Raw genomic sequence first — 15,388 nt, 5'->3', positions numbered from 1 at the left:
GAACGCTCCTTCGGCGTGACCGAGGACAACTCCCCCAGCCTGTGGAGGCTTCCATGTCGCGTGCCCCGGTGGTACGCGCGATAGCGGCGCTCGCCGTCATCGCCACCTCGTTGTACATAGCCCTGACAATGTCGCCGCGCCTCGGTCTCGACCTGCGCGGCGGCACCCAACTCGTACTGGAGACCAAGGACTCGCCGACGGTCAAGGCCGACGCCGCGGCCACCGACCGCACCCTTGAGGTGCTCCGCCGCCGGGCCGACGGCCTGGGCGTGGCGGACGCGCCGCTGGCCCGCTCCGGCGAGCGGCGCATCATCGTGGAACTGCCGGGTGTGCAGGACCCGACCAAGGCCGCCGAGGTCATCGGCAAGACCGCGCAGCTCACCTTCCACCCCGTCCTCGGCGCCCCCGACCCGGGAGCGGAGACCAAGCCGGGCAAGGGAGAGCAGATCCTGCCCGACGATCGCGGCGCCCCGCTGCACATCGGGCCGGCCGCCCTCACCGGTGACGGCGTCGGCGGTGCCGAGGCCGGGATCGACGCCCAGCTGGGCAGTGGCTGGTTCGTCACCGTCGACTTCCGCGATCAGGGACGGGCGGCGTGGGCCAAGCTGACCGGCGAGGCGGCCTGCAACGAGCCGGGCGACCCCAGGCGCAGGATCGCCATCGTGCTCGACTCCAAGGTGATCGTCTCCCCCCAGGTGAACGAGGACGTGGGCTGCAAGGTCGGCCTGCCGGGTAACACCACCCAGATCACCGGCGCCTTCACCGCCGAGGAGGCCTCGGACCTGGCCTTGCTGATCAAGGGCGGCTCGCTGCCGGTGCCCGTCGAGATCGTCGAGCAGCGGACCGTCGGCCCGACGCTCGGCGCCGCCGCGATCAAGGCCAGTGCCTGGGCCGCGGTCATCGGCATCGCGCTCACCGCGCTGTTCATCATCGTGATCTACCGGCTGGCGGGCTTCCTCGCCGCCATCGCCCTGGCCTGCTACGCCCTCATCTCGTACGCGGCACTGGTGGGGCTCGGCGCCACGCTCACCCTGCCGGGACTGGCGGGCTTCGTGCTGGCGATCGGCATGGCCGTCGACGCCAACGTGCTGGTCTTCGAACGGGCACGCGAGGAGTACGCCGAGACGCCCAACCTCGGAGGCTCGCTGGAGAAGGGGTTCCGCAACGCGTGGAGCGCGGTGGCCGACTCCAACATCACCACCCTGCTCGCCGCCGGGCTGCTGTTCTTCCTGGCCTCCGGCCCGGTACGCGGCTTCGGCGTCACGCTGAGCATCGGTGTGATCGCCTCGCTGATCACCGCGATGGTCATCACCCGCGTCCTGGCCCAGTGGGCGGTGAGGTTCAAGGTGGTGTCCGCACGACCGCAGATCACCGGCCTGTCCAACATCGGGCGGGTCCGCACTTGGCTGAACATCCGCAAACCGGACCTGATGAGCCGCCGCGCCGGGTACTTCGCGATCACCGGCCTGCTGGTGGCCGCGTCCGTGGCCGGGGTGGCGGTGCGGGGGCTCAACTTCGGGGTGGAGTTCACCGGGGGCAGGCTCGTGGAGTACTCCACGACCACCCCGATGAGCGCCGACGCCGCCCGCGAGCTGGTCAGCAAGGCCGGGTTCCCCAACGCGGTGGTGCAGGCCTCCAATGAGGACATCTCCGTACGGACGGGTCAGATCACTCCCGCCGAGGTAGTGAAGATCGAGGAGGCGCTGGAGAGCGAGGGTGGCCAGGTCACCAAGGAGCGCGACGAGCTCATCGGGCCGAGCCTCGGGGACGAGCTGCGCCGCAACGCGCTGATCGCGCTGGGCGTCGCGCTCGCCGCACAGCTCGCCTACCTCGCCTTCCGGTTCCGCTGGACGTTCGGCCTGGCCACGGTGGTGGCCCTGGTCGCCGACGCGGCGGTCGTGATCGGCGCGTTCGCCTGGCTGGGCAAGCCGGTGGACGGGGTGTTCCTGGCCTCGATGCTCACCGTGATCGGCTACTCGGTCAACGACAAGGTCGTGGTCTTCGACCGGGTCCGCGAGCTGTGGGGTGCGCGGCCGAAGAGCTCGTTCGCCGAGGTGGTCAACACCTCGATCCTGCAGACCGTGCCCCGTACCGTCAACACCGGTCTGGGCGCGCTGTTCATCCTGGCCGCGCTGGCGGTGCTCGGTGGCGACTCGCTGACCGACTTCGCGGTGGCGCTGCTGATCGGGATCATCGTCGGCACGCTCTCCTCCGCGCTGGTCGCGGGGCCGGCGGCGATCGAGCTGGAGAAGCGCAAGCCCGGCGCGCCGCCACGGCCCAAGCGGAAGGGCCCGGCTCCCGCCCGCCAGGGTTCGGGCGCCGTGCTCTGAGTGGCGGGGAACACCGGGCCGGAACGCGTTCCGGCCCGGTGTCCGGTGGGCGGCTCCTCGCAGGATCTGGGAGGAGCCGTCCACCTCCATGACTTTCCCACTAACCCTACAGATGATAGGTGAATTTATACACAAAACTATTTCGATGGGGAATTAAAGCCGCTTTTTTCTGGGAGGCCGAGGCGCCCGGCGGGGCACAACACTGGTGCGAGATCTTCGGCCGTTAAAGCAGAGCGGTCACGAACACGGGGAGCAAGCATGAGCCATGCGGTGAAGATGAACCCTCAGGTACAGAAGAGCATTGACATGTGCCTGGAGAGCCACAGCCGTTGCGAGCAGACCATGACCTACTGCCTCATGCAGGGGGGTCGGTACGCCGACATGGCGCTGATAGGCCCGCTCATGGACTGCGCCGACATGACCCGCCTCTGCGCGGACATGATGATGCGCCAGTCGCCGATGGCGAAGGAGATGGCCACGATGTGCGCGAAGGCCGCGAACAAGTGCGCCGACGCGTGCATGTCCATGGAGAACGACCCGATGATGAAGGAGTGCGCCGACGCGTGCCGGTCATGGGCCGAGGCGTGCCGGACGATGGCGAACGCGCGGTCCTGAGCCGTCGACCGGCTCTCAACACCACTCACGGATCCTCCAGCCATAGGGCGCGGAAAAAGGGGCGCCGCCGATCGAATCGGCGGCGCCCCTGCCCGTGCGGTACCCGGACAGAGGTAATCCTCCGGGTTCGGCCGAGAAGGGCACCCTGAATGCCGCTAGTGTGCTTGCCGTCTGATTTCCCTGCTGCCTAAGGCGGATGCGATCGTGGCGGACGACTACGCGACAACTTTCAAGATCGTCGATGTTGACGGTGACGGCCTCATCTCGGTCCCCGAGCTGACCAGGCTCATGGAGGTGCTCGGCCAGCCGATCACCCCCGAGGCGGCCGCGGCGGCCGTCGTCAGGATCGACCAGGACGGTGACGGCCTCATCTCCCTGGATGAGTTCGCCGGCTATCTCGCCCAGACCAGGGGCTGACCGACCTGATCCGATCGGGGCGCCCGGACCCTGAACCGGGCACCCCGATCAGGTCCGGTCCCACCACCGCCGGCGCCCGACCGATCTCGGCCTCGTCACCGGCCCGCCCCGCCGGCTCGGGTTCCGCCGGCAACCGGTCTCACGGCCGCCTCCCGTACCCCTTGGCCAGGCACGGGACCGCTCAGCCCCGATCAGTCCCTCCCGTCGAAGACATCACATGTTGCATTTGAGACAAGAACAAGCGTTTGCTAATTGTCCAAAGTGTCAATTAGGTGAGAATCTGAGGCGCACTCCGACAGGAGGGTCCATGGCGACAAAGGAACACACCCGGATCGCTGTCCCCGGCTTGAACGGCCGAAGAGCGAGATCTCACGACCTGCCCGACCAGCGGCTGTGGCGTTCGGCTCCGGCCAACGTCGCCAGGCTCCTGAGGCCGGGCCTGGCCCAGGTCGCGCACCAGGTGATCGACGAGATCACGGCGCGGATCCCCGAGTATGCCCGGCCGGCCGACACGAACTACATCAAGGTCATCAGGCTGGCCGTGGACGAGGCCCTGCGCCAGTTCGTCGACCGGATCGAGAACCCCAACGCGCCGTGGGAGCCCGACGTCTTCCGGACGATCGGGCGCGGCGAGGCCAACGAGGGCCGCAACCTTGACCCCCTGCAGACCGCGATGCGCCTGGGCGCCCGGGTCGCCTGGCGGCGGCTCACCGAGCAGTCCGAGCAACTCGGCCTCACCCCGCAGCACCTCTACGACCTGGGGGAGGCCATCTTCGTCTATCTCGACCAGCTGGCCGACGCCGCGGCCGAAGGGTTCGAGGAGGCCAGGGCCCGCGCGGCCGGGGAGATCGAGCGCCGCCGCCACCGGCTGATGGACCTGCTGCTCAGCCAGCCGGCCGCGTCCCCCGACGCGATCGCCGACCTGGCCAAGACCGCCGGATGGCGGCTGCCCAAGACCGTGGCCGGGGTCGCGCTGGAGGAGCATCCCGGTGGTTACCGTCCCCCCTCACTGCCGCCGGACGTGCTGGCCGGCCTCGACCGGCCGGGGCCCTGCCTGATCGTGCCCGACCCCGACGGCCCAGGGCAGGCCCAGACCCTGGAGAAAAGCCTGCGCGGCTGGAAGGCGGCCGTGGGTCCCGCAGTCCCGCTGGCCGCCGCCGCGACCTCACTGCGCTGGGCCCGCGAGGCGCTCAACCTGCACAGGCGCGGCGTGCTCACCGAGCAGCGCGGCCTGCTCCGCTGCTCCGACCACATGGCCACGCTGATCGTGTTCAAGGATGAGGAGCTGGTCACCGCGCTCACCAAGGTGCGGCTGGCGCCCCTGGCCCACCTGCGGCCCAACCAGCAGGACCGGCTGGCGGAGACGCTGCTGGCGTGGTTGAGGCACGGCCGGGGTGCCGGGGAGGTCGCCGCCAGGCTCCACGTGCACCCGCAGACCGTGCGCTATCGCCTGCGGCAACTGGAGGAGCTGTACGGCGACCAGCTCAGCGACCCGGACGTCCGGTTCGAGCTGGAGATCGTCCTGCGGGCCCGCCAGTCCGCCGCCGCCGGAACGGCCTGATCACCGCGGACGCCCCGGGAAGCCGGAAACGGTCTGATCACCGCAGACCGGAAACGACCGACCGCGGTGGCTGAACCGGCAGATACCAGGCGGATACCCGGCAGCCGGGCTGTCCATGAGCTCCGGGTGACCGGCGTCGCCATGGCCGGTCTTGCCTGGCCGGTCCTCAGTGGGCGTTTCGAACTCGGAAAGTTCGGCGCGGGGTGATGGGAGGAGAGGTCAGGAGCCGCGCGGGGCTACCAGTCCGGATTCGTAGGCGAGGATCACGAGTTGAGCGCGGTCACGGGCGTGGAGCTTGGCCATGGCTCGGTTGATGTGGGTTTTCGCAGTCTGCGGGCTGATCACCATACGCTCGGCGATCTGGTCGTTGGACAGGCCCCGCGCGACCAGGACGACGGCCTCGCGTTCGCGGTTGGTCAGTTCTTTCAGCCCCGTGCCGGTACCGGTGTCGAGCGGCTGGGTGACGTACCTGTCGATGAGCCTACGGGTGATCGACGGGGCGAGCAGCGCGTCGCCGCGCGCGGCGACGCGTACGGCGTGCAGGAAGTCTTCCGGCTGGATGTCCTTGACGAGGAATCCGGCTGCGCCGGCGCGCAGCGCGTTGAAGACGTATTCGTCGAAGCCGTAGTTGGTCAGGATGACGACGTGCACCCCGGCCAGGGCCGGGTCCGCAGCGATGCGCCGGGTCGCCTCGATGCCGTCGACGACCGGCATCTGGATGTCGATGAGAGCGATGTCGGGCAGATGTTCCCTGGCCAGGGCCAGGCCCTCCATCCCGTCGCCGGCCTCGGCCACCACCTCGATGTCGTCCTCGAGGTCGAGGAGCGCGCGGAATCCGCTGCGCAGGAGCGGCTGGTCGTCGACCAGCAGGACACGGATCATGACGTTCGGTCCACGGGAAGTTCAGCCTGGACGGTGAAGCCTCCCTCGCTGCGCGGCTCCGCGCGCAGCCGGCCGCCGAGGGCGGTGACTCGTTCGCGCATCCCGAGCAGCCCGACGCCGGGCACCGGGGCGGTGTCCGGCGTGGCCTTGCCGTCGTCATCGATGCGTATCGCGAGCGCGTCCGGACGGCAGTCGATCCGGACCGACGCGGTAGCGGCGGCGGCATGGCGGGCGATGTTGGTGAGCGACTCCTGAACGATCCGGTAGACGGTCCGGCTCACCGCGGCCGGCACGTCGTGTCGTTGCCCTTCGATCGTCAACGTCGCGTCCAGGCCGATGGTACGGGCCCGTTCCACCAGTTCCGGGACGTGGTCGAGCCCACGCGGCGGGGTCGTGTCGTCCTCGCGCAGCGCCTGCAGGGTCGCGCGCAGCTCCCGGGTCGCCTCGCGTCCGGCCTGCTGGATCGCCAGCAGGGCCTCCGGCACCTGTTCGCCACGCCTGCGGGCCACGTGGACGGCGACTTCGGCCTGCACCTTGATGATCGAGATCTGGTGGGTGAGCGAATCGTGCAGTTCCCGCGCGATGTGCAGCCGCTCCTCATCGGCGCGGCGCCGCGCGGTCTCCTCCCGGGTGCGCTCGGCTTCCTCCGCCCGCCGCTCGGCCTGCCGCAGTGCCTCACCCGCGGCGCCCGCGGCGATCAGCCAGGCTATCTCCAGGGCGCCTCGGGCCTGCGCGAGCGCCTCGCCCGTGTCGTGCAGACCCGCGGCCAGGGCCGCGAGGGGGAGAGCGGCCAGCATGAGCACGCTCACCGCCACCGTGATGGTGCGGTGTCCCGCCCGTACGGCCGCGTACACCGCGCACAGGTACGCAACGGCAGGCACGTCGAAACCGGCCGCCTGGTAACCCACCGCGCACAGCCCGGTGACGGCCAGGACGGGAACCGGAGCCCGGCGGCGCGCGGCCAGCACCAGGCCGCCGGCCGCCAGCAGCGCGTAGCCGAACAGGTCTAAGTTCGTGGCGGAGTTCTGCCCGGACAGCCCGGTGACCAGCAGCGTCGCCGCCACGCAGACGGCGATCGCCCCATCTTTGACACCGGCCCGGATACCGGACCGTCCCGTACCCATGCGCGCACCTTAGCCGGATGTCCGCGCGGGCGACTCCTGCGCGCGGATGATCGGCCGGCTACCGCACACGCGGTACCTTCGCGGCTCCTGCGGCGTCCGCGGTAGCCGGCTGCGGCATCGGCGGCAGCGCGAATCGCCTGCGTCCGCTGGACGACCGGCGGTGGGTCCGGCGGGCATGATCAGGCGACGTCCACTCGCAGCAGGAGAAGGAGCACCTCATGTCAGTCCGATCTGTGCTTGCGGTGGCCGGAGCCGCCCTGATCGAAGGTTTCGAGCTTGCCGCACCGGCGGCCGCACACGTCTTGGTCCAGCCGGACCCCGCCGGTGCTTACACCTTGACCGCCGGGCGTCTCTGGTCCTTGGTGGCCGCGCTGCTGGGGCTGGCCGGCGTGGTCGTCGGCGGGCTGGCCCTGGCCCGCTCCGCCGGTCGTATCGGCACCGGCAACGGGCGAAGGGGGGCCATCGTGGCCCTGGTGGCGGGGCTGGCCGGCGCGGTCGTCGGCGGGCTGGTGGTGGCCGCCGCCGACGGTGGCCCCGGCACCGGCTACGGCATAGTCGGGGGCTACGTGGCCCTGGTGGTCGGGCTGATCGCCGTGGTCCTCGGCGGGCTGGCTCTGGCCCGCTCCCACCGCACCGGCGCCCCTACCGGCCCCGGAACAGCCTGAGCCGGTCCTCGCCGATGCGCTCCCTGAGCGCGTGGTCCTCGACGCCGAGGTCCTCGGTGGGCGCCAGGGCGAGCACGCCTACCTTGCCGACGTGCTCGTTGAGCTGCACGGCACGGGCGGCGTCGCCGGTCTCGGCGAGCGGGTAGACGGCCGACAGGGTGGGATGCAGCAGGCCCAGCGAGAGCAGCCGGTTGACCTCGTGGCACTCCTGGTAGTTCGCGCCGTGGGAGCCGACGATCCGCTTGAGCTTCATCCACAGGTGCCGGTTGTCGTAAGCGTGGTCGTAGCCGCTGGACGACCCGCACGTGACGACCGAGCCACCGCGCCGCGCGACGTAGACGGAGGCGCCGAAGGTGTCCTGACCGGTGTGCTCGAAGACGATGTGCGGGTCCTCGCCGACCTGGCGGCGGACCTCGGCGCCGAACCTCCGCCAGGCCTTCTCATCGTCGAGATGCTCGAACTGCGAGCGGTCCACCACGTGTTCGCAGCCCATCCTGCGGAGCAGCTCCGCCTTCTCCGCGGAGCTGACGACGCCCACCGGGATACCGCCGCCGTTCCTCACCAGCTGCACGCCGTACGCGCCGAGCCCGCCGGTCGCCCCCCAGATGAGCACGACGTCGCCCTGCTTCATCCGGGATCCGCGCTCGCTGACCAGCATGCGGTAGGCGGTGGACGCGCACAGCATGTTGCAGGCGGCCTCCTCCCAGGTCAGGTGCCTGGGCTTGGCCAGCAGCTGGGTGGACTTGACCACCGCGAACTCGGCCAGCCCGCCGTAGTTGGTCTCGAACCCCCAGGCCCGCAGGTCGGAGCCGAGCATGGAGTCGGAGTGGCTGATCGGGTCCTGCTCGTCGACGTAGGCGGGCGAGACGACGACCCGGTCACCGATCTTCCAGTGCCGTACCGCGGCGCCCATCCGGACGATCACCCCGGAGGCGTCCGAGCCGAGCACGTGGAAGTCCTTGTCGTGCCGGGGGTCCTCGCGCCCGAACCGCTCCAGGAAGGCGAAGGTGGGGATCGGCTCGAACATGGCCGTCCACACGGTGTTGAAGTTGATCGCGCTCGCCATGACGGCGACCAGCACCTCGTTGGGGCCGAGCTCCGGCATGGGCACCTCGCCCACGTGGACGGATCTGGTGATGTCCTTGTCGACGCCGTTCACGCCGTGCCTGCTCCGGCCGAACATGCCCACCTCACCCTTGCGGGTGTGCGCGGCCCTGAAGGTCGTGGGAACGTCGAGCCGCGCGAGCTCTTCGGGATCGGCGCCGTCGACGACGGCCTGTGCGAGGGTCATTCCTGGCCTCCAAGGTGAGCGGCGATGACTTCGACGTGCGGCGGATCGAGCAGGTTGAGGTGGTGCGAACCGGGGATCGTGACGATCTCCAGTGCCGGGCTGAACGGGCCGAACCCCCGGGAGGGGTCGTCGGCATGGGCGTAGCGGACGTCCTCCACGGCCCACGGGGTCGGTTCCGTCGAGCGGTAGAGCAGCACCCGCCCCGGGTAGCTCCCCGCCCGGTACGCCTCCAGCGCCCGGGTGTCCTCGTGCGAGGTGATCTGGTGCCGCAGGATGGCCTTCCCAAGCAGGTCCAGCACCCCCGACTCGGCGACGCGCGCCTCCACCAGCGCGAGCTGCCCGGCCTCGTCCAGGGCCACCAGCTCCTCGCCGGCGAGGCGGACCCGCACCCCGTAGGTCTCGTCGAGATAGGCGACGAAGTCCGTGTACCGCCGCGCGACGATCTCCGCCCGCTCCGCCGCCTCGACCTCGTCGGGCAGACCCGAGTCGATCATCGCGACCAGTTCCACGTTCTCCGCCCCGAGCCGCCGCGCGATCTCGAACGCCAGGATTCCACCGAACGACCAACCCCCCAGCCGGTAGGGGCCGGAGGGACACACCTTCCTGATCTCCTCCACGTACCGGGCGGCCCGCTCCTCGACCCCGGCCTCGGGGCCGAACACGCCCATGTCCGTCGGCCGCTCCAGCCCGAACACCACCTGCTCGGCGCCGAGCAGCCCCGCCAGCAGCGAGTACACCCCCGTGGTCCCACCCGCCGGATGCCCCAGGAAGAGCGGCACCCGCTCCCCCGCCTCCGTAGGGCGGGCCGCCAGGTAGGCGTGGGCGGCGGGGGTGAGCGGGCGGACGAGGCCACGGGCTGCCTCCTCCTCGTCGATCCCCCGTATTAGGTCGGCCAGCTGGGCACCGGTCCGCAGACCGGCCTGTTCACCCTCGCCCTCGCCCTCGGCGAGCGCACGGCCCGTCTCCCGGCCGAGGACGTCGAGCAGGACCGGCAGGACGTCCTCGGGAATCTCCTCGGTCACCCCCGGCTCGCGCCCGAGTATCCGGGTGAGCGCGGCGACGACCTGCCGCTCCGCCGCGTCCCTCGGCTCCACCTGGCGGGCCGGGGCCGCCGTGCCGCGCAGGCCGAGCTCCGCGGCGACGGCCATGGCCACGTCCCCGAGGGTCGCCCCCTGCAGCATCGGCGCGGCGGGCACCACCACCCCGAAGTCGTGCTCGATCGTGCCGCGCAGCCGGGTGGCCGCCAGCGAGTCGAGGCCCGCCTCGGTGAGCACCGTGTCCTCCTGGAGCCAGGCGACGTCGAACCCCAGCACCGCCGCCGTCCGCTCCCTGATCTTGTCGACCACGATCTCGACGGCCCTGTCCGGCTCCATGCCGGCCAGGGCCTCGGCACCCGCCCAGCCTCCGGCGCTCGCCCCCGCGCCCGCCAGGTCGGCGAAGTACGGCATGCGCGCGATGCCGGGGAACAGCTCGACGGCGGTCGCCACGTCCAGCCGCAGCACGCCCGCCGCGTCCGCCTCGGCGGCGAGAAGCGCCTCCAGCGCCTCGACTCCCTCGCCGGGGGTGATGGGCGAGACGGCGGGCGGCGCCGCCTGGCTCGCCCCGCCGACCTCGGCCCAGGTGCCCCAGTTGATCGTCGTTCCCGGCAGTCCCTCGGACCTGCGCAGGTCGCAGAGCGCGTCCAGCCAGGCGTTCGCCGCCGCGTAGGCGGCCTGTCCGGGCGAGCCGAGCAGCGCGGCCGCCGAGGAGAACGCCACCCACCAGTCCAGGCTCGCGTGCCTGGTCGCCTGGTGCAGTGCCAGGCCACCGTGGACCTTGGCCGACCAGACCCGGTGCAGGTCCGGCGAGCCCACGTCGACGACGAGGCGGTCGTCCAGCACGCCCGCCGCGTGCACCACGCCACGGAGCCACACCCCTCCGTCGATCACGGCCCTGACCAGCCGTACGGCGACCCCCGGCGCGGCCAGGTCGCCGGTCACCACCTGGACGTCGACGCCCAGCTCGCGCAGCCGCTCGATCTCGGCGGCCCCCTCGGCGGACGGCCCCGACCGCCCGCCGAGCACGATCCGCCCCGCGCCCCGCTCGGCCAGCCAGCGGGCCACGACCAGCCCCAGGCCGCCGTACCCTCCGGTGATCAGGTATCCCCCGCCGCGCCGTACCACCGGCGTCGCCCTGCGCCGCCCGACCGTGCCGGACCCGTGGGCCGCGCCGGCACCGGCGCCGGGATCAGGGCCGCCCGCCAGGTCGGGTACGGCGGCGAGACGGGCGGTGTACCGGATGCCGAAGCGCCAGGCGACCTCGTCGTCCGGCTCGTCGGCCGCCAGCTCCGTCAGGAGCGACTCCGTGTCGTCGACGTCCACCAGGCAGGCTCGCAGCTCCGGATGCTCGAAGGCCAGGACCCGGACCAGCCCGCGCAGCGCGGCGGCCCCCGGGTCACCCGGCTCCCCGTCCAGTACGGCCTGTGCCCGGTCGGTGACGATCCTCAGGCGGGTGCCGGCACCGCCGCCGGGCCCCTCACCGGCCCGCGGCCCCACGAGTTCGCGGACGATCGCGGTCACCGCGAGGAGCAGCGCCTCGCTCCCCGCCGGGGTCAGCCCCGCGGGGACGAGCAGCACGACCTCGTCACTCGCCGGTAGTCCGGCCGGGGGCGATGGTACGGGGCGGGTCGCGGTGTGCGGGGCGGGTCGCTGGGCCGGCACCAGGGACGAGGCCGCGGCAGGAGGCGTGGAGAGGCAGGGCATCGTGAGCGTGCGGGCGGCGTGCCCGGCGGCGGCGAGCTCGGTGGCCAGGCGCTCGGCCCGCGGGTTCTCGTCTCCGGCCAGGATGAGCCAGCCACGGGCCCGGAGGGAGTCGAGTCCCCGCTCCGCGGGCCGGGCGTCGGTCCCCGCCTCGGTGGCCCAGAGGCGCCGCACCAGCTTGCCCGCCAGGGGCACCGGTAGCGCGCCGGCCGGGACGTCCCTGGCCAGCAGCCCGACCGGGGTGCCGTCCGGCTCCAGCACCTCGATCTCGACCGGCGTCCCCGCCGGCACGCGTAGCCGTCCGGCCAGCTCGGCCGGGCTCGGTACGGCGGCGACGACGGGCGAGTCCGCGACGATCCTCGCGGTGCCGTACCGGACCCAGACCCCGGCGGCGTTCCTGGCGTCGATCTCGACCTCGCCCGAAGGGGTGAGGGTGGTGGTGACCGTGGCGGGCAGCGGCAGGAAGCCGTTCAGGGTGACGTCGGCCAGCTCGGCCTGACCGTACACGGCGAGGGCCGCCGCCTGGGCCAGGGCCGCGACCGCGGCCAGCGGCATGACCGGCAGGCCGTGCGGCTGCCACACCGCGGGCTCCAGCCGCCAGGGGACGTCGGACAGGTCGTCCAGCCTGGTCGTCCACACGTGCCCCGCCGGGCTCTCGACGTGCACCCCGAGCAGCGGATGGGTGCCCGGCGGGAGCGCGGACGACCTGGCGGCGGAGACCCAGTGGCGTTCGTGCCGCCAGGGTGACGGTGGAACGTCGGCGAGCGTGCCGGAGGAGGACGGCAGCAGCAGCGAGGGCATCGCGACCACGGTCGCGGCGAGCTGGGCGCGGATCTCCTCGTCGTGGCCCCGGCGCAGGGAGTGGGTGATCACCGTTCCCGCAGGAAGGCTCTCGCGCAGCGCTCCGGCCAGGACCGGGTGCGGGCTGATCTCGGTGAAGAGGGTATGACCGTCCGCCGCGGCGGCCCTGATCGCGTCGAGCAGGCGGACCGGGCGGCGGACCCCCGCCGCCCAGTAGGCGGGCTCGAAGGTCGGCACCTCGCGGGGGTCGTCGAAGACCGTCGAGTAGAACGGGAGCTCCGGCTTGCCGCCCGCGATGCCCTCCAGGGCCTCGCGGAGCCTGGGCAGGAGCGGCTTGACCTGTGGCGAGTGCCCGGCACCCTCGGCGGTCAGCACCCGCGCGAGCAGGCCGCGGGCCTCGACCTCGGCGGCGAAGGCGGCCAGCCGGTCGGGGTCGCCGGTGACGACGCACTGCCTGGGCGAGGAGTACACCGCGACGTGCAGGTCACCGGGCACCTCCTCGGCGGGCACCTCAAGCACCGCCATGGCCCCGCCACCGCCGATGGTGCCGAGCAGCGCGGCCCGGCGGCAGATCACCCGTACCGCGTCCCGCAGCCCGATCCCGCCCGCGACCACGGCGGCCGCGACCTCCCCCATGGAGTGCCCGACGACCGCCGCCGGCCGCGTCCCGTACGCCGTCCAGAGCCGGGCCAGCGCCACCTGCACCGCGAAGATCACCGGCTGCGCGATGGCCACCCCCGGCACGTCCGCCCCCTCGGCGATGATCTCGCGCAGCCGGATGTCCGCCTCCTCGGCGAGCATCTGGTCCAGCTCGTCGATGGTCCGGGCGAATATCGGCTCTTCCGCGTAGAGGCGGGCTCCCATGCCCGCCCACTGCGATCCGTAGCCGGAGAACACCCAGACCGGCCCGCGCCCCCCGGCCGGCGCCGCTCCGGTGACGCCCGTCCCGTCCCGTACGGCCCGCAGCCCGGCGACCAGTTCCTCCCGGTTCGCGGCCACGACCGCGGCCCCTGCCCTGCCCCGCCCCGCCCGCCGGGCGAGGGTGTGCGCGACATCGCCGAGCGAGACCTGCCGCCGAGCCCCCGCGGCGGGGGTGCTCCCGGCGGCGGACGCGTCCGGGGAGGCGGCATCGGGCTGGGCGGGCTCGGCGAGTTCGGCGTCGGCCCAGTTCGCGAGCGTCCCGGCATGATCCCTGACCCGCTCGGGAGACACGTCCGTGAGCAGGAAGATCTTCGCTGCCGGCCCCTCGCGCTCCGGTTCCCGCCACTGCGGAGCGGGCTCCAGGACGGCGTGGGCGTTGGTGCCGCCGAAGCCGAAGGAGGAGACACCCGCCAGGGGGTACCCGTCCGGCCAGGGGGTTGGGGCGGTGACGACCTGGAGATGTTCCCAGGGAATGTGCGGGTTGGGCCGGTGGAAGTGGACGCTGGGCGGGATCACGCCGTGGTGGAGGGCGAGGACCGTCTTGATCAGGCCGGTGATCCCGGCGGCGGCCTCCAGGTGGCCGAGGTTGCTCTTCGCGGAGCCGAGGAGCAGCGGCGCGGTACGGCCCTCGCAGAGGGCGGCGGCGACGGCGCGGGCCTCGATCGGATCGCCCAGGAAGGTGCCGGTGCCGTGCGCCTCGATGTAGCCGGGACTGCCCAGACCCGAGTAGACGCCGCGCAGGAGCTCCTCCTGAGCCTCGGGGTTGGGCGCGACCAGCCCGTTCGACCGGCCGTCCTGGTTCACCGCGGTGGCGCGGAGCACCGCCATGACCCGGTCGCCGTCCCGCTGGGCGTCGGACAGCCTCTTGAGCACGACGACTCCGCAGCCTTCGGCCCTGACCATCCCGTCCGCCGAGGCGTCGAAACTCTTGCAGCGCCCGTCGGGCGCGGTGCCGCCGCCCTGGTCGAACGCCATGGTGATCACGGGTGAGAGCAGCAGGTTGACCCCGGCGGCGATGGCCAGGTCGCTCTCCCCCGACCTGAGGCTGCCTGCGGCGAGGTGCGTGGCGACCAGCGAGGACGAGCACGCGGTGTCGACCGCCAGGCTGGGCCCGCGCAGGTCCAGCAGGTAGGAGAGCCGGTTGGCGGCGATGCTGAACGCCGCGCCCGTCGCCGTCCAGGCGTCCACCCTCGCGGTGTCGGCCGTGGTCAGGTGGGCGTACTCGTTGCCGGATATGCCGACGAACGCGCCGGTACGGCTGCCGCGCAACGACCGGGGCGCGACGCCCGCGTGCTCCAGCGCCTCCCAGGCCGTCTCCAGCAGCAGCCGCTGCTGCGGGTCCATGGTCTCGGCCTCGCCGGGGACGATCCCGAAGAACTCCGCGTCGAACCCGGCGATGTCCTCCAGGAAGCCGCCGTGCCTGGTCGTCCTGGCCAGAGCCTCGGCGGTGCGGGGAGATCCGTCGTCGAAGGGCTCCCACCGGCCCTCGGGCACCTGGCCGACGGCGTCGCCGCCCGCCATGAGCAGCCGCCAGAAGTCTCCGGGGCCGCGTACGGAGCCGGGGAGGCGGCACCCGACGCCGATCACCGCGATCGGCTCGTCGGAGACGGCCGGTCCGGCCTTCTCCGGGGCGGTCCGCGCGCGGGGTGCGAGCCCCCTGGCCAGGCGGTTGATCGTGGGATACTCCCAGACCAGCGTGGGTCCCAGCTCGCGGCCGAGGAGCACCTCCAACTCCCCCGCCACCGCGACGGCGTCGCGGGAGGAGAGCCCGAACTCCTCCAGGGGACGGTCGGGGTCGACGTCCGCGAGGGACAGGCGACAACGGGCCGCGATACGCCCCGTGAGGAAGCGGCGAATCTCGTCTTCACCGAACAGGTCCACGTGGCAGCTCCAAGAACACCCGAGGTGGTCGGCAAACTTACCCAGACATATCGGGATAAGGGAGCCATGGCAGACCACAATCCATCTCGGCGTTTTATAACGAACGTGATAATGCGCGATATCTGATGAGATTTGTGGTTAAAGCGCAAGTGACCGCGTCAT

At 72.2% G+C, this 15,388-nt stretch carries 9 protein-coding genes; 5 read left to right on the top strand and 4 right to left on the bottom strand.

All coding sequences use genetic code 11. The features are described from left to right. The first annotated feature begins 53 nt into the window (after positions 1 to 53). The 4 genes from secD to ACWD3H_RS28570 all read left to right on the top strand — a co-directional run bounded on the left by secD (position 54) and on the right by ACWD3H_RS28570 (position 4,923). A complete protein-coding gene (secD, locus tag ACWD3H_RS28585; RefSeq protein WP_451957166.1) occupies positions 54 to 2,330 on the top strand; it encodes a protein translocase subunit SecD in 2,277 nt (758 codons plus the stop codon). A gap of 258 nt (positions 2,331 to 2,588) precedes the next feature. Then, positions 2,589 to 2,945 (top strand): four-helix bundle copper-binding protein, encoded by a 357-nt coding sequence (locus ACWD3H_RS28580; protein ID WP_355566570.1) that lies wholly within the window; start codon positions 2,589 to 2,591, stop codon positions 2,943 to 2,945. A gap of 204 nt (positions 2,946 to 3,149) precedes the next feature. Then, on the top strand, positions 3,150 to 3,362 hold the full coding sequence (locus ACWD3H_RS28575; RefSeq protein ID WP_355566567.1) for an EF-hand domain-containing protein: 213 nt from the start codon (positions 3,150 to 3,152) through the stop codon (positions 3,360 to 3,362). A gap of 307 nt (positions 3,363 to 3,669) precedes the next feature. Next, positions 3,670 to 4,923 carry a PucR family transcriptional regulator gene (locus ACWD3H_RS28570; RefSeq protein WP_451957165.1) on the top strand — a complete coding sequence of 418 codons (1,254 nt, stop codon included), beginning with the start codon at positions 3,670 to 3,672 and terminating at the stop codon, positions 4,921 to 4,923. A 219-nt stretch (positions 4,924 to 5,142) separates the two neighbouring features. Here the strand turns inward: ACWD3H_RS28570 and ACWD3H_RS28565 are convergent, their stop codons facing one another. Then, positions 5,143 to 5,805 (bottom strand): response regulator transcription factor, encoded by a 663-nt coding sequence (locus ACWD3H_RS28565; protein ID WP_350915792.1) that lies wholly within the window; start codon positions 5,803 to 5,805, stop codon positions 5,143 to 5,145. Then, a complete protein-coding gene (locus ACWD3H_RS28560; RefSeq protein ID WP_451957164.1) occupies positions 5,802 to 6,929 on the bottom strand; it encodes a sensor histidine kinase in 1,128 nt (375 codons plus the stop codon). Before ACWD3H_RS28560 ends, ACWD3H_RS28565 begins: the two co-directional genes overlap by 4 nt. A 218-nt stretch (positions 6,930 to 7,147) precedes the next feature. Here ACWD3H_RS28560 and ACWD3H_RS28555 point away from each other — a divergent pair, with 218 nt between their 5' ends. After that, positions 7,148 to 7,594, top strand: coding sequence for a DUF6223 family protein (locus tag ACWD3H_RS28555; protein WP_451957163.1), 447 nt, complete (start codon positions 7,148 to 7,150; stop codon positions 7,592 to 7,594). Here ACWD3H_RS28555 and ccrA read toward each other — a convergent pair. Together ccrA and ACWD3H_RS28545 are read right to left on the bottom strand one after the other, a co-directional pair. Continuing rightward, a complete protein-coding gene (ccrA, locus tag ACWD3H_RS28550) occupies positions 7,572 to 8,885 on the bottom strand; it encodes a crotonyl-CoA carboxylase/reductase (protein ID WP_355566561.1) in 1,314 nt (437 codons plus the stop codon). The genes ACWD3H_RS28555 and ccrA overlap by 23 nt on opposite strands. Further along, positions 8,882 to 15,226 carry an SDR family NAD(P)-dependent oxidoreductase gene (locus tag ACWD3H_RS28545; RefSeq protein WP_451957162.1) on the bottom strand — a complete coding sequence of 2,115 codons (6,345 nt, stop codon included), beginning with the start codon at positions 15,224 to 15,226 and terminating at the stop codon, positions 8,882 to 8,884. Before ACWD3H_RS28545 ends, ccrA begins: the two co-directional genes overlap by 4 nt. Positions 15,227 to 15,388 lie beyond the last annotated feature (162 nt).

Source organism: Streptosporangium sp. NPDC002607 (assembly GCF_053592655.1).
The sequence above is the reverse complement of the archived record's forward strand: the minus strand, read 5'-3'. Positions and strand labels throughout refer to the sequence as shown.